The 20,761-nt window shown below is 40.0% G+C and carries 17 protein-coding genes; all 17 read left to right on the forward strand.

From position 1 onward, the window contains the following. Positions 1-321: 321 nt before the first annotated feature. The 17 genes from I872_RS03880 to I872_RS03960 all read left to right on the forward strand — a co-directional run bounded on the left by I872_RS03880 (position 322) and on the right by I872_RS03960 (position 20,684). Positions 322-1,071: a hypothetical protein gene (locus I872_RS03880; protein ID WP_015604843.1), complete on the forward strand. Its 750-nt coding sequence runs from the start codon at positions 322-324 to the stop codon at positions 1,069-1,071. 50 nt (positions 1,072-1,121) lie between these two features. Further along, positions 1,122-1,496, forward strand: coding sequence for a hypothetical protein (locus I872_RS03885; RefSeq protein WP_015604844.1), 375 nt, complete (start codon positions 1,122-1,124; stop codon positions 1,494-1,496). Then, positions 1,438-3,801 (forward strand): VirB4-like conjugal transfer ATPase, CD1110 family, encoded by a 2,364-nt coding sequence (locus tag I872_RS03890; protein WP_015604845.1) that lies wholly within the window; start codon positions 1,438-1,440, stop codon positions 3,799-3,801. The genes I872_RS03885 and I872_RS03890 overlap by 59 nt, the downstream gene beginning before the upstream one ends. Before the next feature lie 10 nt (positions 3,802-3,811). Continuing rightward, a complete protein-coding gene (locus I872_RS03895) occupies positions 3,812-6,535 on the forward strand; it encodes a phage tail tip lysozyme (RefSeq protein ID WP_015604846.1) in 2,724 nt (907 codons plus the stop codon). A 12-nt stretch (positions 6,536-6,547) separates the two neighbouring features. Further along, entirely contained in the window at positions 6,548-7,201 is a 654-nt protein-coding gene (locus I872_RS03900) for a hypothetical protein (protein ID WP_015604847.1), read from the forward strand. A gap of 10 nt (positions 7,202-7,211) precedes the next feature. Then, positions 7,212-7,451 carry a hypothetical protein gene (locus I872_RS03905; RefSeq protein WP_015604848.1) on the forward strand — a complete coding sequence of 80 codons (240 nt, stop codon included), beginning with the start codon at positions 7,212-7,214 and terminating at the stop codon, positions 7,449-7,451. After that, positions 7,444-8,316, forward strand: coding sequence for a hypothetical protein (locus I872_RS03910; protein ID WP_015604849.1), 873 nt, complete (start codon positions 7,444-7,446; stop codon positions 8,314-8,316). Before I872_RS03905 ends, I872_RS03910 begins: the two co-directional genes overlap by 8 nt. Before the next feature lies 1 nt (position 8,317). Continuing rightward, a complete protein-coding gene (locus I872_RS03915; protein ID WP_015604850.1) occupies positions 8,318-8,866 on the forward strand; it encodes a DUF3801 domain-containing protein in 549 nt (182 codons plus the stop codon). Beyond that, entirely contained in the window at positions 8,863-10,698 is a 1,836-nt protein-coding gene (locus I872_RS03920) for a VirD4-like conjugal transfer protein, CD1115 family (protein ID WP_015604851.1), read from the forward strand. Before I872_RS03915 ends, I872_RS03920 begins: the two co-directional genes overlap by 4 nt. A 17-nt stretch (positions 10,699-10,715) precedes the next feature. Beyond that, on the forward strand, positions 10,716-10,961 hold the full coding sequence (locus I872_RS03925; protein ID WP_015604852.1) for a hypothetical protein: 246 nt from the start codon (positions 10,716-10,718) through the stop codon (positions 10,959-10,961). Positions 10,962-11,026: 65 nt separating this feature from the next. Next, positions 11,027-12,112: a hypothetical protein gene (locus tag I872_RS03930; protein WP_015604853.1), complete on the forward strand. Its 1,086-nt coding sequence runs from the start codon at positions 11,027-11,029 to the stop codon at positions 12,110-12,112. 57 nt (positions 12,113-12,169) lie between these two features. Then, positions 12,170-12,397: a hypothetical protein gene (locus I872_RS03935; protein WP_015604854.1), complete on the forward strand. Its 228-nt coding sequence runs from the start codon at positions 12,170-12,172 to the stop codon at positions 12,395-12,397. Next, positions 12,394-13,749, forward strand: a complete 1,356-nt coding sequence (locus tag I872_RS03940; RefSeq protein ID WP_015604855.1) for a hypothetical protein — start codon at positions 12,394-12,396, stop codon at positions 13,747-13,749. The genes I872_RS03935 and I872_RS03940 overlap by 4 nt, the downstream gene beginning before the upstream one ends. A 12-nt stretch (positions 13,750-13,761) precedes the next feature. Beyond that, positions 13,762-18,072: a PBECR4 domain-containing protein gene (locus tag I872_RS12210; RefSeq protein ID WP_015604856.1), complete on the forward strand. Its 4,311-nt coding sequence runs from the start codon at positions 13,762-13,764 to the stop codon at positions 18,070-18,072. Positions 18,073-18,120: 48 nt separating this feature from the next. Beyond that, on the forward strand, positions 18,121-18,426 hold the full coding sequence (locus tag I872_RS03950) for a hypothetical protein (protein WP_015604857.1): 306 nt from the start codon (positions 18,121-18,123) through the stop codon (positions 18,424-18,426). Positions 18,427-18,648: 222 nt separating this feature from the next. Continuing rightward, positions 18,649-19,017 carry a plasmid mobilization protein gene (locus I872_RS03955; protein WP_015604858.1) on the forward strand — a complete coding sequence of 123 codons (369 nt, stop codon included), beginning with the start codon at positions 18,649-18,651 and terminating at the stop codon, positions 19,015-19,017. After that, positions 19,008-20,684, forward strand: coding sequence for a helical hairpin domain-containing protein (locus I872_RS03960; RefSeq protein WP_015604859.1), 1,677 nt, complete (start codon positions 19,008-19,010; stop codon positions 20,682-20,684). The genes I872_RS03955 and I872_RS03960 overlap by 10 nt, the downstream gene beginning before the upstream one ends. Positions 20,685-20,761: the final 77 nt, after the last annotated feature.

Here is a 20,761-nt window from a genome sequence, read left to right on the forward strand (position 1 = left end):
ATAGAAAGGAATTGTGTTAAGCGCTGTAGAAGTTCTACAGTGCTTTTTGTTTTGAAAAATAGAAAATACATGAGGTAAAATAAAAATGGAAATTATTACAAAATTATTACTGGTCTAGGTGTAGTCGGAACAATTACAGGTCTTATTTGGATTTGGAATGGTTCAGTTGACTTTATTCAAGGAAGAAAGAATAAAGACAAGCAACGTCAAGACGATGGATCAGATTCCATGACGAATGGGACATTCTTGGCCGTTGCTTCTGCAGGGATTGCGGCCGCAATTGTTGCAGCCTTGTCTCAGTTAAAATTTTAGGAGTGGCCTATGAATTTAAACATCGGAGAGCTAACTAGTTCTCTTGCCAATTACAGTTCTGGTACTAACCAAGCTGTAACGATGATGGCCGATGCTGTCCGACCTATTGGGTATATCCTTCTAGGTCTTTTTTTCTGGTTTGAAATGGCATCTTGGTCACAAATGGTAAAGACAAGAGGCGGTGCTCTGACTCAAAAGATTTGGTTAGAAGCCTTGATGAAGTATCTATTTGCTTTCATCTTGATTACAGCCTCATCGCAGATATGTGATGCCATTCTGGAGTTGCTTAATATTGTGGTCAAAGTGATTGCACATGTATCACCTGCAGTCAAAACGACTATTGATTCTAATATTTCTGGTGGAAAGGGAATCTTCGAAAAGACTATCATCACTATAGTAGGAAAAGCTGCAAGTGGAGTAGCCAATATTGTACTCGGTATTATTGTATTCTTGCGTTACTTAGATCTCTACCAGCTCAAAGCTCTTGCTCCGTTACTGGTCTCTTTCTTTATGATGGATTCCTTACGATCGATAACGATCAACTTCCTGAAGTATTTTGCAGCATCAGCCTTTATTGGAGTTATTTTGATCGTTGTTTCAGTCGTGTATGATTCGATTGTGGCAACAGATCTTCTTAAGGTAACAACTGCAGATAGTGGTACTTGGGGGACAGCTTTTGCTTCGATTGCTAAGGCAGTGATCTATATCTTTGTCATGGTTGGGACTGGCCGAAAAGCTAAGCAGCTTTTAGGGGTGTAGGACATGTTGGCTATGAAAATGCTACGGCCGTTTGATGGAAAGGAAAATAGTTGAAAAAAATTGGCTCAGAATTTTTAAGAGAATTTGAAACAGAAGATAGACCAATTCTATTCGGTCTAACCGCTAGAATGATAGTCTTCTATTTGTGTTTAGTAATAGCTGTCGCAGGAACAGTTGCTATATATTTTCTTGGTTTACCTGATTGGTACATTTATCTTTGGGATGCTCTATTTGTGGTTCCTGGGGCAATGTACGGTATGGGAATGACCAAGCGAATGCGGATTAAAGAAAAAATCAATTTCTTTTTCCGAATTCAGACTCGAAACTACGAAACTAACTTTGGAAAGGTAGGAATTTATACAAAAGATGAGTTTATTCAAAAGCAAAAGAGAAAAACTAGAAATCGCAGAAAAGAAAAAAATTGAACGTTTGCGCCGTCAAATGAAACCGACTACGCAAAATACGCTCAATTATACTACGCTGCATGAAGACGGACTGATGCACATTGCTCGTGAGAAGTATTCTCGCAGCTTTAAGCTGGGAGATGCCTCTTACTCGACAGCTCAACAAGATGAAAAAGAGGGAATCATCGATACAACGATGGATGCTCTTAATTTATTGGATGAAGGCAGTAACTATCAGCTCTTGGTGATTAATCGCCGAGTGTCTGATAATTCCTTACAAAATATCTTGTTTGAAGAAACGGACGATAACTTTAACGATTATCGTGAAGAGCTGAACGATATGATCAAGGAACGGTTTACGACGCACGCAAATAATTTTGAGGTGCATAAGTATATAACTATCTCAACAAATGCTGATGACCGTAAGCAAGCTCAGTTGTTGCTGCAAGATATTGGGGTGGCTTTAGGGACTCAGTTTCAAGAGTCGGATATTAGTTTTGGTGAGATGGACGGATTAGATCGACTGAAAGTCTTTTCTGAACTGTTACGAGATAACCCGTATGTCAATTTTGACTACAAAGAAATTGCTTTGAGCGGGCTATCAACTAAGTCTTTCGTCGCTCCGCACAGAATTGAATTTCAGGAAAAACGAATGATGATGGATGACCGTTGGGTCAAGGTACTCTATGCGCAGCGTTATCCAAATTGGATGAGTGATCGTCTTATTCGTGATTTGACGACACTGGGGTTGGAATTAGCTATTACTATCCATGCGGAACCCTACGAGAACGTCGAAATCTTAGGGAAGATTGATGATGCAGAGACAGATGCAGAAATCGGGAAACTTCGCTCTAAGCGGAAAGCTGCTCAATCCGGTATCTTTGACGATGCGGTGGTAGCTGGAGTTGACCAAGAAATCTCTGAAGCTACCAAGAAATGGAGAGATGAAATCACTGAGTACGATCAGAAAATCTTCTCTGGCTTGATTGCAGTTTACTTCAAGGCAGATAGCTTAGAAGAGCTGGAACGTAACGAACAGAAGATCAAACGAGCTGGTCGGAAACTTGGTGTGGAGTTTGAAGATCTCTATTATTACCAGGAAGAGGCTTTGAATACGATTTTGCCTATTGGAGAGTGCTTCCTGAACGTGAAGAAAAACTTCATGCGGAAAATGACTACGGCTAACATTGCGACTCAGGTACCCTTTACTAACGTAGACTTGAAGTCCGATAGTCCACTGGCTCGTTATTATGGTCAAAACCAGTTATCAAACAATATCATTACACTGGATCGAAAACGGGATCTGAACACGGGTTCTGGTGTTGTATTAGGTTCTTCTGGATCTGGTAAATCCACAACAATCAAAGGTGGAGAAGTCATTCCAACCTTGTTAAAATATCCGGATGATCGAGTCATCATCGTAGATCCAGAAGATGAATACTCGGATATTGGACGAGCTTTCGGCGCTCAGATGGTGGATATTTCGATTGGATCTAAAACTCATATCAATCTGTTGGATCTGCCAGATCTGGATCAACTGGCCGAGGAAGACGATGATCCAATCGGGGACAAGGCAAACTTGTTAATGGGCTTGTTCGAATCCATTCTATCTGAAGTGACAGATGCTCAGATTGGGATTATTGACCGGGTAACTGGTCTGACTTATGAGCGGTACATGACAGAGGATTTCACACCAACTTTAAAAGAGTGGCACCAGGTCTTGAAGGAGCAACCGGAGGAAGAAGCTCAGGATTTGGCTCTGGCAGTGGAAACTTATACGAATGGCTCGCAAGACATTTTTGCTCATCATACTAATGTGGATTTGAATCATCGCTTTGTTATCTTTAACCTGAAGAAATTGTCACATAAGCTGAAGCCTTTTGCTTTAATGGTTATTCAAGATTATATCTGGAATCAGATTGTCGAAAATCAAGGGAAATGTACCACTTGGGTTTACTTTGATGAAATGCAAATTCTATTTAAAAACAAGGCACAAGCAGATTTCTTTACTACATTGTATTCACGGATTCGGAAATACGGTGCGATTCCAACTGGTATTACGCAGAACGTGGAAACGCTGGCTGCTGTGGAAGAAGGTCGGAAGTTGCTCTCTAACAGTGAGTTCATGATTTTGCTTAAGCAAAAGCCTCAGGATTTAGCTATCTTAAAAGAAATTGTCAATCTGACGGATAAACAGATTCGCTATCTAGCTCGACCAAAAGCTAAGGGTACCGGTTTGATTGTAGCAGGGCCAGTTGTTGTTCCTTTTGAAAATCCAATTCCTAAGAATACCAAACTTTATGATTTAGTCGCAACGGACGCTTAGGAGGCTGATTATGGATCAGGAAAAAGGCAGACCAAAGACAATCGGTCATAGGTTGGATCAGAAGCTGGAAACAGTCCGAAAGAATTATCGAACTGTAACAAAAGAAAGCGAAAAGCAGATGAGCAATCTTCAATCTCAGACCCGCTCTAAGCGCCAGTTGCTAAAAAAAAGTCGAAGTCAATTCCGGGCTTCTAAGGCTAAGGTCAAGAAAATCCAAAAAGAGTACAGGAATGTCCAGAGACAAGGAAAAGAGCTTGGCAAAGAAGGAAAGACGCTTCGTCCAGAGGATGCTAAGAAGCAGGATTTTCTCAAGCAAGAACTGGCTCAGGCAAAGCTAGAGAAAAAAGCTTTTAAGAAAACCTTTAAAGCTGCTCAAGAAGCTAATGGTGGTTCTCGGAAAAAGAAGCTTTTCCGAGCTGCTAAACAGGCTGTAGAACGTACTGCTAGTCAACAAGCCAGCTCTGCAGCGCATCAGGATGATACACTCTCAGATATAGCACGAGCTAAGCATCAGTATCAGGATATCCAGATTCAGAGCAGGCGAGTTAAAACGATTGGTAAATACAGCAACAAACTTGTACAAGAAACAGTTAAGTCTAGCTATAGTCTTGGAAACAGACTCTACAATAAGACGAGGGGAAGAGGCTTTACTCGAACTCCAAAAGAGTTTTCTTGGGAAGGCAGGCTGGCTCGTCGTATTCAGGCTTACAAGAAACGCTTGGCTGGTTCTAAAACTAGTAAAGCTGTAAGGAAGGCTAGGAAAGCCTATCGTGTAGGCTCTAAACCGATTAAAGCAATCGTCAAAAATCCCTTTAGCTTAAAAGCTTATCTGATTGCTTTTGGTTTGCTTTTGTTTCTGGCCATACTTGGCATTGGAAGTTCAGGTATCACTCGTCAGGATGAATTCGATATGAATGATACCTGGCTGTATTTTACGAAGCTGGACAGAGAAAAGTCCAATGATAAGGTTGATTATTGGACAAAGATTGATGATCCACTCTTGTACCTGAATTATAAGTATGATGAGATTACGGATAAGCTACAGATAGACGGCAATAAATATTTTTCAAAAAACACTCTAGGAAAAACGTATTTGGATGCTTTATGGAAGGATTTGAATGGAGATAAAGACAATCTTAAAACAATGGAAGAGCTTTACACCAAGAATAATCTTTATAAACTGGATAAGGATGAGCTAGAAGAATATAAACAACTCTTAGAAATTGCTAGAGATAGCGGAAAATATATGCTGCTGCAGGAGCTGGAGAATCCGTTTTATAAAGATGATCAGCCTGAAGCACAGAATCCTATTCAGATTATTGAGCGCTTTGGGTACAAAAATAAAACGGAAGTCTTTAATGGTTCTGTTTTGCAAGCAACTGGTGGACAAACCTTACTTGCCGTTTTAGATGGAAAAGTGGAAGTCAAGGGAAACGATGTAGAAATCAGCGATCAGGATTCCAAGTTTCTGTATAAGGATGTAGACACGATTCGTTATAAAACAGGAGATCAAGTCAAGACTGGTGATATTATTGGGAAAGTATCTCCTAAAGGCAATCAAACCGTCTACTACCAAAAACTAGAACCTGATCGAGCTAACCAGAAAGATAAAGACGGAAAGGTGAAGAAGAGCTGGACTTATGTCAATGTCGGATTTTACTTCCAGCATGTAGAATATACGCAAGCAACGTCGGTTGTTAGTGATATTGAAACATCTGGAGACAAAGGGAAGCGTGCTAGAGCCTTTGCGGATTTGATCAAAAAGAATATACCTGAGGCAACTGATGAAGGTATTGCAGCCGTGATGGGAGGCTTTGATATTGAAAGCTCCATCACTTTTAAACGCTATGAAACGGATTACTTGACGAATAACCAATTTGATAAGGTGGCAAAAGAGCCAACAGCTGAAAACCTAGTTGGCAACTGGGGAGCTTTTCAGGCAATGTACCCGACTTTGCCTCTAAATGAAGGAGGCTACCTGGTCAATGGTTTGCACTATATCGGGATTGGGATCGGTCAATTTACAGGGCCACGTGCCCTGGCATTATGGAACTTTGCCAAGGCTATGAATGGAGATATTTGGTCTGCAGAGGTTCAAACCAAGTTCTTGCTGGAAGGTGATGATCCAACAAGAAGAGCAGCATTTAGAAGAGTTGTTACTTCGACTGGTTCTGTAGAAGCTCTCACAGAGGACTTTTTGAGCTCCTGGTTAGGAGTCCCAGGAAACAAGCTCTTAGAAAGGCAGTCTGCTGCACGGCAATGGCTGAATTTCTTGAAAAATAAGGGAGGTTCTACAGGAGTTTCTAGTAAACAAGTCCCAGCAGAATATAAAGATAAACTTCCTCATGGGCTACCTTCTGACCAAGCAATTTTACCTGGTCAAGGTTATCCAGGCAATGCGTATGCACTAGGAAACTGCACATGGTACGTCTACAATCGCTTTGCACAAATTGGGGTTCAACTATATCCTTATCTTGGTAATTCTAACCAATGGGTTGATAGTGGTCGAGCTCAAGGATATGAAATTTCAACGACCCCTAAGCCAGGTTCTGCAGTTGTCTTTATGCCTGGTGTAGCAGGGGCTTCTCCAATCTATGGGCATGTATCGTTTTGTGAATATGTCAATAGCGATGGTAGCTTCCTTGTTTCGGAAATGAACTATGGTGGTTTATATGTTATGAATTGGCGTACCTTAACACCACAATCAGGTATCTATTTCGTTACGCCAAAATAAGAAAGGAAAAGAATGTATAATCAAAAGTTAATCAAAGTAACAAAGGTCATCCTTATAGGAGTCTGTGCCATTTTCTGTATTTTATTGGGCTATTCTGTTGCACAGGTGCAGCAGAATTTCACCCATAATGGCCAGAAGCAGGAACAGATAAAACAACATAAAAAAGAAAAGGAGCAGAAGCAAGCTTCTCTTTCTGAAAAACAAGTCAAAGATTTTCTAATCGCTTACTACACTAAAAAGGATTTGGAAGAGAACCGTCCACGATATAAGCCTTTTATGACTGATTCAATGTATCAGGAGGCAGTCCAAGAAGAGGATAAGCCCGTCAATCAGACATATAAAGGCTATGTCGTCGATCAGGCTTTCGAATCTGCCTCTATCTATATTGATGTCGAGCACAAGGTGGCTTTGGCTCAAGTACAGTACACTAGTACAACTTTAACGGAAAAAGATAACCGAGATTCTAAAGGGCTTACCGGAACAACTAAAGTCACTATTCGGCTGACCTATGTAGAACAAGACGGGAAGCTTTTAATCAATAATATTGAGTCAATCGTATTGACTGAAGCCAGGGGGCAGGGGATTGGAACCTATACAGACACTAGCAGTTCTAGCTCCACTCCAGCTACCTCTTCTGAGAAAACAAGTTCGTCGAGTAGTCAATAAGGAGAATTAGATGAATAAGAAAATAACTCAGTTAGAAAATAAGCTTGAGAAAATCAGAAAAGATAAAACCAAAGCGCAGCAACAGAAAGAAGAAGCGGAAAATAAAATAAAGAGCTGCCTAGCTCAGGAAAAGGATATAGAAGCTCAGCTATTCGTTGCTCTTTCAGAAGAAAGCGGCCTATCCTATCAGGAAATGAAGGAACTAATCCTTCCAGTACAATCAAATAATCAAGGAGAAAATCATGTATAAAATTATCAATCAACTGACTAAGCAAGAAGAAGACTTTGAGAATCGAGATGATCTTCTTTCTAAACTTGAAATCATCAATGAGCGGATGAAGAGCAATAGAATCAGTGGAAGTTATCAGCTCTATTTTCTTACTACAGAAGGTGAAATCTTACAGGAACTTACCCTAGATATGCCGTTTGTTGAGATCATTGATCAGTTGCTGGAAAATTTTGGCACAAGTGATAGGAAGAAAAAGAAAGGGCTACTTGATTTTTTGGCGAGGCATAAAAACAAGTCCTCTAAGTCTAAGCAATACTTAGATCCAGAGGATGATAATAATGTAACAGCACAAGAAGCGGATCTTGAACGTGATCGGATTGCCAAGTTGGTGACAGGCAAGTCGGAACTTGGAAAGCCTGAAACGAAAAGTGAAGATTCAGAAACTCCCTCTGAATGGACTACGGAACTTTTCAGTCGATTGGATGCTGAAGAAGAGGAACATCTACAAGGGCAGGCAAAAGTGTCTGAATCAGTACCTAAACAAGAAACCGTTCCAGTCGTTAAAAAGCCCGCTCAAGAAGAAGTATCAGAAATTCTTGATAGAAAAGAAGAAAAACACTCCTTTGAGCCAAGCTATGAAGTTTCTCATGTTGCTGCAGTTGATCTCACTTCTGAGGTTGTCGATAGTTTTGAAGTACAGACGATTGCCTATAAGCAATCAATCAAACAGCAGATCCAGTTTAATGAAAAATATATCAATGATGCTAATGAGGAGATTATAGCGTGTCAAAATAGGATCAATGAACTGCAGCAACAAATTCTTGCTAAGGAAGAACAAGCTGCTAAACTGAAGGATCTTTATTTCAAAATTGATGAGGTGAGCTAAAATGGAACAAGAACAAGTGGTAGCCCAGTTAGGACGGGCAACTCTTGTGACAGGAGAGGTGCTTTTAAAGGGTCTCTTCCTGGTATGCTCTAAAGCAGTGGAGATCTACCAGTTCAAAGGTGAAAATACCCACTTTACCGGTGAGGCAGACTGGAATAAATTCATGGCAACAGCGGATACCAAAGAAGTCCAGCAATTACTACAAAATGAAGTCAATCTCGAGGCGGTTCGCAAAGAACTCGGCCAATACGGGATTGGCTTTTCTTTTTATACCCACCCGGACGGTAAGACAACCCTTGCTTTCAACGCAAAAGACAAGGGGGTAGTGGAGCAAGCTTTTAAGGATGTCCTAGAAGGCATCACAAGAGATCCAAAAGGCTTCAATGAGCGGAACCTTAAAAACGGGAAAACCAGCTCATTTGAAGAGAAAATGAAGCATTTTAAAGCGGTGGAACAAGAGAAAATTCGTTCTCTGCAGGTGAAGATTCATACCAAGGAATTTGTCCTTCCAGAAAACATTGAACCCCATATTGGAGGAAAAGTGAAGTGATTACAGAAAAGAAGAAACGGCGATTTAGACCGTATTTGTTATTAGGAATTGGATTATTCTATCTTTTTCATTGGCTGTTTAAACTGTGGCTGTTAGCACCAGATACAGATTCAGTAACGGATGTATTTGGTCTTGGAAAGCTTAACTGGATGAGCGATCATTTAGGAGATAAAGCCTGGTTTGATTTTCAATTCACTCCAGGTTCTTTGTTGGCCGGTCTAGGTGGTTTTTTGATTGCTTTTCTACTGTATTTGAGGGTATCTGATACAGGCACGTACAGGTATGGGGAGGAGCATGGGTCGGCACGTTTTGCGACGAAAGACGAATTGATGCGCTTCCGAGACGCAGAGCCTGAAAAGAATATGATCTTTACACAGAATAGCCAGATGGGACTATTTAATAGCCGCTTGAGCTATGAAAATCAGATTAATAAGAATGTCTTAGTTTATGGAGGTACCGGGGATTCAAAGACTCGAAGCGCTGTTAAACCGAATATTTTACAAGGGAACTCTAGCTTTGTGACGACAGATACCAAAGGGATTTTGATTCATGAAACGGGAAAATCCCTTGTAGAAAAAGGATATAAGATAAAAATCTTTGATTTAATTACTTTCCTGAATTCAGACGGCTTTAATGTATTCAAATATATCCATAATGAAATGGATATAGACCGAGTATCAGAGGCCATTACAGAGTCGCTAAACAGAAATGGTCATGAAAGTGATCCTTTCTGGCCGGCGGCCAATAAGCTTCTGATGCGTTCTTTAATCAGCTATCTCTATTTTGATAGCCAGTTAGATCACTATATGCCAAACCTGGGGCAGGTTACGGATATGATTCGAGAATTGAGACGAAATCATCCGGACGCAGAGAGTCCGGTTGAATTGATGTTTGAAGATTTGGAAAGAAGATGGCCGGGGAATTATGCCTGCAGACAATGGGCTTTATTTAATAAAAACTTTGACGGCCAGACACGAGCTTCCGTCTATGCTATTTTTGCGACCACTTTCTCGGTATTTGATCATGAACAGCTGAGAAAGATTATTGAAAAAGACACGCTGGAGATTGAAAAATGGAATATAGAAAAGACTGCTGTTTTCATTCATATTCCAGAAGTAGATCCTGCCTACCAGTTCTTGTCAGCGTTGCTATTTAGTACACTCTTTGATGTGATGATGAAGACTGCAGATGCCATCTTGCTAGGTGAGCATCCAACAAAGACTAAGAAAGACTTATTACATGTCCAGGTATGGGCGGATGAGTTTGGCCAGATTGGGAAGATTCCTAACTTACCACCGATCATCTCTGTTATTCGGTCACGGGAAATCTCTATTAAAATGATGGTTCAGTCTCAAAGTCAGATCGAAGTGTTGTACGGTAAAGAGAATACGAAAACGATTATCAATAACTGTGGAGCTATTCTCTATTTGGGGTCTAATGACTTAGATACGCTCAAGTATTTATCTGAGCGATCTGGTAAGCAGACTTTAAATGATCAGAACTATAGCGAGAGCAGGGGAAGAAATGGCAGCAGTTCCAAGCAGAGTTCCAAAATTGGTCGGGAATTGTTGACACCGCATGAGGTTGCCACAATTGGAACAACGGAAGCTCTACTCTTTTTAGCTAAGCAGAATGTTTTTCGGGATCAAAAATTTAATCTGGATACACATCCGAGAGCCTATCTGTTAAGCAATGGCCCAGATGATGAAAACTGGTATCGCTACAAGCGCTATCTGAGTGATATTGATGAGTGGAAAGACCAGGTTGGGGAAGAAAATGTTATTCGTCTTGGGATTGAGGAAGTCATGGATGCCCCTCTTAAAGTAAGTTAGGAAAGAAAGGAAATCTAATGGAATTTTATGACTCTTATTGCGTTTTAATTGCTATAAATTGGGATCAGTATGTGTGGCTGCATCAGGAAGGCGAAAAAATAACCTGGCATGAAAATTTTGCTCATGCAGGTTTTTTTCGTGATTTTAATACAGCTAAAAGGGTAGCGGAAACTCATTTATTAGAAACTTTTGGAGCCATAGGCTTCTATAAGATTGTTGGTTTTTCTACAGATGAACTTGGATATATAGAAACTAAGAACTAGAGAGCACAGTGTGTCTTGATATTTCTTATGGTATAATAAAGGCAAATACCAAAGGGAGATAACCCATGGCAGTTAAAAAATTTTATGCCGTTGCTAAGACAAAAGATGGTCACAAAAGAGTAGTCAATGCATTTGAAGCCTTGAAGCTTGCAGATGATAATCCTTGGAACTATCCTACGGATAAAGCTAATGGCGTTTTCTACGATCTAGAAACTGAGCTAAAAGTAAGCCCTTCTCACGGTCGAACAAACCCGAAAACTAAAAAGCGTGGTCAGGCTTTCTTTCGCTATTTTACTGGAGAAGCTAGCCCATTAAAGGAACAAGCAGGTAGTTTCGCCTATACGCCCGAATTAATTGCTTTCCTCTCTGCGTTTGAAGCGATTCAGAAGTTTCAAATCCAGGAAGACGAAACCGCAACTATGATTTTTCCAGAGCGGATTGCTAAGCTTCAAAGAATAAACTTTCCAGAGGGTGGTTATTCGATTCTAAAGTTTTATATGAAATTGGAGGAAACCTATCCTTACTCGGCTTACTATAGGTTTAATGGTGTTTTAGCGATTGAGTTTTATGTTTCTGGCAAACCAAGCCGATTAAAACGAGCAGAACTAGCTAGAAAAGGGATTCCCCTTTTTGAAGCTAAAGCCTTTTTCCCAAAGTGGATTCAGGACAGTTTTCCAGATGAGTTTGAAACTCCCAAAGAGCTAGCGAAGATTGCGGAAGAAATTAGAGTTACTTATCAGGAAAGGGACTATAAACTCTTAGGTCGCTTCAAGAAAGCGCATTTGATAACACCAGACAATGAAAGGAAGTACCACACATTGAAAACGTATGAAGAACAGTGTCAGGAACTTGAGGCAGAGATTAAGCGGTTGGAAGCTTGCTTCAGTCAAAAAGACGCTAGGGTTAATCAACTGCGAGAAGAAATCAAGCAAGCAGAAATCCGATTACGCCACTACTGCGAAAAGGAAGAATATTACAAGAAGCTGGAAAAGGATAATGAACTCCTGAAGCAAGAAAAGGCACAGCTCCGAACAGAACGTCAACAGCTAACAGAACAGTCGCGACATTTACGTGAAGAAAGAGATGCGGCTCAAGAAGAGACTAAGTCCTTGCGTAGTCGCTCTTTCTGGCAACGGCTTTTCAATAAATAGTAACCTAATCAAACAGTTCTGAACCAAGGACTGTTTTTTTGATGGAAAGGATAAAACATGAATTTAGAAGAACTCAAGACAAGACGAGATGAACTCATTGAAGATAATGAGTGGATGGATAATTTGATTAAGGCAAAAGAGGAAGAGTTGTGGGAGATGAAAGTCAGAACAATTGTAGCTTCTGAGCTAGCGAGATCGGCATTGGAATCGGCTGTACGTTCTGCAGGGATTGTAGATACCTTTTATGGCCCGGATAATGGAAAGAAAGGAAAGGAAATAGAATGAATACATTGCCACAAAAACAATTCAAACGGATGAAGCGTGAAGTTGAGGAAGAGACAGCGCTAGGGGTCGGTTATTTCGAAGGGATTTTAGAACATATTCCCTCTTATCCACTATCTGAAGCAGTAAAAGAGCTGTCTTTAAATGGCTGGATTACACCGAAGACAGCTATAGTTGATGTCCAAAATATGTTAGTGACCGAATCAATAAAACGGATGAATTACCAGGACTTCAAAGGAGTTGCTCCCTACTTATTTTCCTACCCTAGAGAGCAACGGGAGAAGGATTTATTGGTTCGACCAGTAGAGATCTCCAGGGAGTATTTTGAGGAGTTAAAAGCTAATGCGGAAGAGCTGTTTCACTTGAAGCAAGATCTGGTGCAGGTGCATGATAGGCTGGATGCCAAGATTCAGGAATTGGAAACAGACCGGCTGCCAAATGGTGATCAAGTTATTGGTCTTGACCTGGATGCTGAGGAGGCATTATTACTACGGACTCCTGAAAATGCTCAGGTTGAAGAATGGGAGGTTCGCAAGGACGGTTTGATTACTGATTATCGCTCTGCCCTTCCGGAATTCGGCCAGATTATGGAGGCTTTGTTTGAAATGAATAATCCGGATATTGACACCATTCTTTATGAAGAAGTGATCAACTATTCTAAACGAACTTGGCCAGACTCTGATCCGATACAATTTTCAGAAGGTATTAAGGAAATGTTGAATCAGGAAGCTCAACTCGATTCATCTTTTTACCACATCGCACAGTTTGAAACGTTGAATCAAGCCTATGTCTATGGATCGACGTCACCTCTTTTTCAGGAACATTTCCCTAGCTATTCAGACTTTGTTATGGACTATATTAACGATCGGGAGCAATATGAATTCTTCGACTATCGGTCAGAAGCTGTATCTCTGGCTCGAGATATTCTAGAGCCTCGATTAGATGATATTAACCAGGTTTTAGGTGCCAAGAATCAGGAAATAATCATTCAAAAGGTAAATGGCTATTCGCAAGGTGAAAGCTGGGATCTAGCTTATTTGCGGGATACAAAGGCTGAAGATCGAGAAGAGGTTCGGTTCTATCTTGAAAATGAAATCGGGGCTTGGTATAGGGGAAGTTTGACAGAATTAGCTGTTATCCAATTTGAGGATATTGATCTGGAGAAGGGGTTCAATGGCCACCAGGAAGCTGTCTATCATATTGATGATAGCTTGCTGCTCCATGATAAACTAAAACAAGCCAAACTCCAGATACCTGATTTAGAGCGTTTTGTAGAAGCAGCAGAAGTTGAGAAACAGCTTAACCAGACTCAGGAATTAGCAGCGGAAAAAGAATCGTCTGGACTTTCATTGTAGAGGAGGCAAGAGATGGCATTAACTAAAGAAACAGCTAAAAATCTATCTATCATTTCTGTTGCGGAACAGTTGGGAATGGAGCTAAAACGCACGGGATCATATAGCTATACGTGGACAGAGCATGATTCGTTTGTAATCGATGCAAGGAAGAATGACTTTCATTGGAATTCTCGATCAGAATTTGGAGATGTGATTCAGCTAGTTCAAACTATCCAGGAGGTTACTTACAAGGAAGCGATGCACTTCTTGGAAACAGGAGAATTTAAGAAAGTGGATTTGGCTGCTCAGATAGGTCCCAAAGAGCCTTTTCGCTATAGCCTAGAAAGATATGAGCATCCAGATTTCAAGGCTTCCAGAAGCTATCTGAGGGACCAGAGAGGTCTTTCAGATGATACGATTGATTTCTTTTTAAGTCAGGGTAGCATGACGGAAGCTACTCGGAAAAAGGGAGATTATTTTGAGCCCGTGATTGTCTTTAAGTATAAGGATAACACGGGCTTTTTAGCTGGAGCGAGTCTTCAGGGAGTGGTGGAAAACCGGGTTCACTATCCGGAACGTGGCCGTCTGAAACAAATTATGAGAAACTCAGACGGGCAACTGGGCTTTTCAGTGGATATTGGAAAGCCAAAGCGTTTGGTCTTTGCGGAAGCTCCAATTGATCTAATGAGCTATTATGAACTTCATAAAGATAACCTTCAAGATGTCCGACTAGTTGCTATGGATGGTGTTAAAGAAGGGATTATTAGTAGGCGCTTCATGGAGCTTTATGCGGAAATGAACGGTAAAGCCTACCAAGTAGATCAGAATACTGTAAAAGCTCTAGAAACTGTCGTCAACACAACGGATTATTTCAAAGACGGCCAGCATCAGGATATGATTACGCTTGCTGTAGATAATGATGCTGCAGGGCAGAATTTTATCACTCGCTTACAAGAAAAGGGCATTCCGGTACAGATTGCCATTCCACCTATTATCCAGATTGACCAGGAAAAGGAAGATTGGAATGATTTTCTGAAGCGAGGAAATGAGGCTCCTAATGAGCTGGTGCATCTTTACAGCGCAGACGAAGAGTCCTGGCATTACCAGGGCTATTTTTCAAAAGAAATAGCTCTCGTAAAAGCACAAGAGCTAACTGCAGATGATGTAAAAGCCTTTGTCTCAGCTAAGCAGCTGACGAAGGAAGAAGTCCATCAGGAATATACAAGGATTGTCAATCAAGAGAAAGAAAGGGGAAATAGTATGTCGGAAGTACACGAAGCTAGGGCTGAGTATAAATCAGAACGCCTAGAAGCTATTCAAGATAAAGTTGATGAACTAGTGATTCAACCAGAAACTCAGGCTTTAATTGATTCTGGAGAGGTCAAGCAGTGGGCTAAGCAGCCAAATATCTACTTCGTAAAAGGGCTACGTCGAGTTGCTTTGGAATTGAGCGAGGAAGGGAGATTTGAACTATCTCCTAAATATCGCCCTAATACGGATGAAGAAAAAGAAGTGGTGAATCAGTTGTTAGATAGACAGTCTGTGAAAGAAAAAGGAGTATCGGAAGAAATTCCTCAGACAATAAATGTCTGGTATTCAACTGGCGAAAATGCTGTTTTATCAAATTTAACACCCAGTCCCTTAATTATCAATAATTTTCGCTTTGAAAGTGTAGAACATGCGTATCAAGCATTAAAGTCTAAAGGTTTTACAGAAGAAGCACTTTCTTGGGCAGAATCGCAACGTTCAGCTTTTAAGGCAGGAAGAAAGGTTCAGTCAGTGCATCAGCTTGGACCAACGAATCAATCAAATAGTATTAGATTAATGGAATCTCTTTTAGTTGAACGTTATAGACAAGATGCAGCGTTTAGGCAAGCACTTAGTCAAACAAAAGATTATCAGATCACTCATAGTCAAGATAATGGAATTTGGAAGACAGAGTTTCCAAGACTCTTAATGAAAGTAAGGGATACTGAATCCAGAACCCCAGATACCAGTGATCTATCTCCAGAAGATGCGGAATGGCTGAAGCAGAACTGGGATAATATCAGCTTTTCAGTAGAGCCTAAAAAACAGATGGTTATTGATTCAGATAAAACAGTGACCTTTGAAAAACCTTCCAATCCTCTTGGAGATTCTAGTAGAGCACTGGAAGAAAATCAGAGCACAGAAAAAGCTCTTGGGAAGTCTCAAGAGCAAAATGTGAATTCAGAGTATCAAAAAAATGAGAGGACCAATGGTAGTCAGGGGTCTTTACAGCCCAAGGCTGAGGGCAGTCCCACACCCGTACCAGAAGTTGGTACCTTTGAACGCTCTGTTACCAGTCGTCCTACGTTATCCTCTCATTTATTATATTTTAGCATAAATGAAGAGTTTCAGTCAAGTAACGATGGCCACTATCATTCTATTTCCTCGCATGAATTAGCTAAATTGAATCGTCCAATTCGTAGTCAAACTATACAGAATGCAGCGCAGTATTATTTGGATGAATTGGCTAATTCTAAGGTTTATTATGTCACTCCTGATAAGACTGTTCAAGTGAATTTTGAAGAAAAGCACTTCATGCACTTAACAGGGATTAAGCCCATTGGACCAGGGCAGACACCGGAAAAAACCTTGCGTGACTTTGCAGAAGGAAACGGACGCTTTGATAATATTCTTTTGGCCAACAATGATGCAGCTTTTGACAAGCTCAAAGTGTTATCAGATCTTTCAGTCGCAACAGAAAGCACCTCCTTCTATTTTGATGATTTAACTGATCTTCGGCGTTATAATGGCCGTTTTGACAGCCTCATCAAGTCTGATGATAAAGATATTATTTTGCTGTTTAAAGAGCTGGAAGAGGATAATTATATCCCAGTGTCAGTCTTTCAGTCCAGGACAAAACTGGTAAAAGAACTGGAGACAGTGGATAGAAACCCTATTCTTGGTGTTTACCGAGAACGGGATGGGCAAATAGAGCAGCTATCAATCAATGAAGGGTTGATTGCTGATGGCGGTAAGGAAATGATGGAAAATTTACAAAGACGAGAATTTGAAGAAATAAATTCTAAAGAGGAAATGATTCAAGATAATCCTGAACGAACTCTTCCAAGCCCTGACGAAAAAATACAACTGCACAATCGGAAAGATGAGATGGATCGAGACTTGGACGGAGATGGCATTTCAAATTCTGATGAGATGCTGCAGGGGACAGATCCTTATAATGCTGCTTCTAATCTTCATAAAAAGCAAGAAGAGCGAGAAAGGCGAATAGATGCTGAGGTAGCAGCTGGAGCTATTATTACAGAAGCTGTCGCCACTAAAAATTCGGAACGAAGCATCTCTCAGATGGTTGCGGAAAAAGATACAAAGGCTCTAGCTGAACACTTGAAAGAAGGAATGAAGAACTATCTGGATTCAGATCAGTTTAAATCTTTCTTAGATACGATGAGCAAGTTTCACAATTACTCACTAAATAATATCCATTTGCTGAAGATGCAAAATCCAAATGTGACTCAAGTTGCGAGTTTCAATAAATGGAAAACTGATTTTGATAGAACGGTCAAAAAGGGAGCTAAAGCTCTGAAAATTTGGGTGCCTTATCAAGTGAAAACAAAAATTCCTGAAAATCAAAAAGAGTTAAATTTTTCACCATCTGAAAATGAAATGGATCAGAAGGAGATTACTGTTACTCGCTTTAAATTAGGAAATGTCTTTGATGTTTCCCAAACAGAAGGAAAAGAATTACCAAAAGCCATTCATGAATTGACCGGAAGTGTCAAAGATTATGAAGATTTGTATCGAGCTGCTAAAGCTGTTTCGATGGAAAATCAGGTTCCCATCAGTTTTGAAGAAATTAAAAGAGAGAATACTCGTGGCTATTACTCTCCAAACGAAAACCGAATTGTCATTTCAAAAAAATTGAAGGGGGAAGAGCATATTCTAAAAACAATTTTCCATGAAATGGCTCATGCCGATTTACACAAAGGAACCAATGCACAATATGGTGATGACCAATACCGCAAGCAAGAATTGCAAGCGGAGAGTGTCGCCTATGTTGTAGCTAGTCATTTTGGTTTCGATACGAGTAGCTATAGTTTTGGATATTTGGCCATTTGGGCTAAAGATAAAAACGGCTTTGAAGATATGGTAGAGCAACTGCAGGTTGTCCAAAAAGAAGCAAAAAGTTTGATTGATCGGATGGATGCTAAGCTGGAATTGGTGAAAAATAAAACAGTTGTAAAAGATAAATTTGCAGATAAGCTCCAGCAGGCAAAAGAACAATCTGAGAAACTGAGCAATCAAAAGGCCGAGGCTGTAAAGCAGGTGGAGGAAAAAAAGTCCCTGAGCAGCCCTCACTAATGGAGGCGCTGATTCGTAGAAAGAAAAACAAAAAAGGAGAAACGGAAGATGATTGAAAATCTAAAACAAGAAACCTTTGATATTTTGATGGATATATTCTTTGAGAATAGTGAGACAGATTCACCAAAAATTGATGAGGTGAACCAGCACATTTCTCGCAAAGAATGTCTCTACATTCTTCGTAGAGATATGCGGATCAAATCAAACTATGAACTAGAAGAAGCAGAAAGTTATCCAGTTGCACTTCAAGAAATTGAGGGGATGAGTGATGAAGTATTCGCAAAACTAAGGGATGAAATTCTTAAAATGGAGCCAGCAAACGATATAGATTTTCTGCTTCAAACTTTAAAATGATTAAATGAACTTTTCCTCGTGATATAAAAATTACCTGCTTACAGGGATTAGGGGATTGGGGATTTCCCCAAAAATTTAAAAAGTCAAGAATGGTCAGTTTTAGGAGCTGACCATCTCTGACCTTTTTAAAAAAAAGCAATTGGATATCCAAGTGCTATGCTTGCCAGAAGAAAAGGGGCCTAGCCCCTCAGTCAAAAAATGCCAGAATAGAGGTGTATAGTTTTGGAAAATGGAGAAAAACGTAAAAGGTCAGTTCAAAAGCTGATTAGGCTAACAGAGGAAGAGGCTCGATTCATTTCGACTAAAGTTTCAGAATCTGGAATGGCAAACTTTAATTCTTTTGCCCGAATCATGTTGATTATGGGTGAAGTCAAAATTTTAAAATTTGACGAATTAAAAGAATTACGTCAGGCCATTCATCGAATAGGGGTTAATGTAAATCAGATTGCAAAAAAGGTCAATGAAGATGACCAGGTTAGCTTAGAGGAGCTGAGTCAGATTCTTGAACTACAAAAAGATTTGAAAGCTACAGTCAATCAATTTATTCAGAAACAAGAAAATCAAACAAAGGAACAAGACAGATGGTTGTAACAAAAGTCCTGCAGATAAAAGGAGTGGCTTCTTTGGGGCGCTCTACAAAATACATCGAGGACGAAGCAAAAACAGTCGAGCTGACCGATATAAAAAGTTTGACCAACGCTTTACGCTATATTGAGAATCCATCGAAAACGAGTCTCTTAGAACAAGATGATCATCTAGAATTTCCAGCAGTCGTCAAAGATGGACGGGTGGTCAAGCAGCTTGTTTCTACTTATGGCATCACAGATGCCAGTACAGCGACAGAAGAATTTCTTTTGACAAAAAAGAATGCGGCTCAGCGAAGAGGAACAAAAGAATTATCCGATATTCAAAATCCGAATCGAGTTTTGGCTCATCATATCATCCAATCATTTTCTCCGGAAGACGATTTGAGTCCGCAAGAAATTCATGAGATTGGCCGCAAAACGATTTTAGAATTGACTGGTGGTCAACATGAATTTGTCATTGCGACTCACATGGACAAGGGGCACATTCATAATCACATCATTTTCAATTCTACTAATTCTGTAACCTTAAATAAATTTCGCTGGCAGAAAGGAACGAAAAAAAGTTTAGAGAATATTTCAGATAAGTATGCGGATTTGGCTGGAGCAAAAATTCTAAAAGAGCAATTATGGACGAATCGAAAATCCTATCATGCTTACCGCACTAAAAATTCTTTTCGTTATGAGATTAAATCTCGATTGGATTTTCTTTTGCAACAATCAACTTCTCTTGAGGATTTTAAACTCAAAGCCCAGGCTTTAGATCTTATTCCTGATACGACAGGCAAAGAAGTAAAATACCGGTTGGCTGATCGGGACCAAACTAGAAATGTCCGTGATCGTACTTTGTCAAAAAAGGGAAATTATTCTTTGGAGAAAATTTCTGAGAGAGTTGTTGCTAACGAGGTGACCTTCTCTGTCGATGAAATTAAATCTGAATATGAAAAAATGGTCGCAGAGCGAGACGATGATTTTGAAATGAAAATCACAGTTGAAGAATGGCAGGTGATGGAAGAAACCAAGAATGGCATTTATATTGAAATGGAATTTGGGCTCAGGAATAAGGGAACTATTCTCATTCCTGCTCATCAGGTCGAGAAAGTGGAAGATGGTTCTTATGAAATTTTCATCCGGAAGAATGATTTCTATTATTTCGTTAATCCGGAACATGCGGATAAGAACAGGTACATGAAAGGAGAAACAGTTGCTTCCCAGCTGTCTTATGATAATGGAGAAATGATTGTCCGTAAGAATCCTAAAATCTCAAGTTTGGATCAGCTTGTCCGTGAGTATAATTATTTATCTGCTCATGGTGTAACCGAAGGACAGCAATTTGATGAATTGCTGAATCGATTTGAAGAGGAACTAGAGGAGGTAGATAAGATGCTTGATAAATTAGATCGACGCTTGGGTGATCTAAATAAAATTCAGGCGGCCTTCCTTGGTCTGGAGTCAAGAAATTCCCAGGAAGTAAAATTAGCTGAATCTATTTTGAAAGATTTTAAAGTGGATCCTAGCACTCGCAAAGCAGAAATTGATAAACTTGTCAAAGAGGCAACCTTCGAGCGGCAGGCTTTGCACCAAAGAGTAGAAGCTATCACAAAAGATTACAAATTACACCAGGACATTGAAAAGAATGTAGAGCAACGCAAGGAGCGAGAAAATTTATTGTAAAATATTTATAAATATCATTATAATTATATTGACAAATATAATTATAATGATATAATGGAAATATAGAAAAACAGGAG

It is taken from the genome of Streptococcus cristatus AS 1.3089 (assembly GCF_000385925.1).
GTDB classification, from domain to species: Bacteria; Bacillota; Bacilli; order Lactobacillales; family Streptococcaceae; genus Streptococcus; species Streptococcus cristatus_B.

Excerpts from the sequence above, each read along its gene's own strand:
- I872_RS03890 (WP_015604845.1), top strand. The coding sequence starts at position 1,438 with ATGAGTTTATTCAAAAGCAAAAGAGAAAAACTAGAAATCGCAGAAAAG.
- I872_RS03895 (WP_015604846.1), top strand. The coding sequence starts at position 3,812 with ATGGATCAGGAAAAAGGCAGACCAAAGACAATCGGTCATAGGTTGGAT.
- I872_RS03930 (WP_015604853.1), top strand. The coding sequence starts at position 11,027 with ATGGCAGTTAAAAAATTTTATGCCGTTGCTAAGACAAAAGATGGTCAC.
- I872_RS03950 (WP_015604857.1), top strand. The coding sequence starts at position 18,121 with ATGATTGAAAATCTAAAACAAGAAACCTTTGATATTTTGATGGATATA.
- I872_RS03900 (WP_015604847.1), top strand. The coding sequence starts at position 6,548 with ATGTATAATCAAAAGTTAATCAAAGTAACAAAGGTCATCCTTATAGGA.
- I872_RS12210 (WP_015604856.1), top strand. The coding sequence starts at position 13,762 with ATGGCATTAACTAAAGAAACAGCTAAAAATCTATCTATCATTTCTGTT.
- I872_RS03960 (WP_015604859.1), top strand. The coding sequence starts at position 19,008 with ATGGTTGTAACAAAAGTCCTGCAGATAAAAGGAGTGGCTTCTTTGGGG.
- I872_RS03940 (WP_015604855.1), top strand. The coding sequence starts at position 12,394 with ATGAATACATTGCCACAAAAACAATTCAAACGGATGAAGCGTGAAGTT.
- I872_RS03935 (WP_015604854.1), top strand. The coding sequence starts at position 12,170 with ATGAATTTAGAAGAACTCAAGACAAGACGAGATGAACTCATTGAAGAT.
- I872_RS03905 (WP_015604848.1), top strand. The coding sequence starts at position 7,212 with ATGAATAAGAAAATAACTCAGTTAGAAAATAAGCTTGAGAAAATCAGA.
- I872_RS03915 (WP_015604850.1), top strand. The coding sequence starts at position 8,318 with ATGGAACAAGAACAAGTGGTAGCCCAGTTAGGACGGGCAACTCTTGTG.
- I872_RS03925 (WP_015604852.1), top strand. The coding sequence starts at position 10,716 with ATGGAATTTTATGACTCTTATTGCGTTTTAATTGCTATAAATTGGGAT.
- I872_RS03880 (WP_015604843.1), top strand. The coding sequence starts at position 322 with ATGAATTTAAACATCGGAGAGCTAACTAGTTCTCTTGCCAATTACAGT.
- I872_RS03910 (WP_015604849.1), top strand. The coding sequence starts at position 7,444 with ATGTATAAAATTATCAATCAACTGACTAAGCAAGAAGAAGACTTTGAG.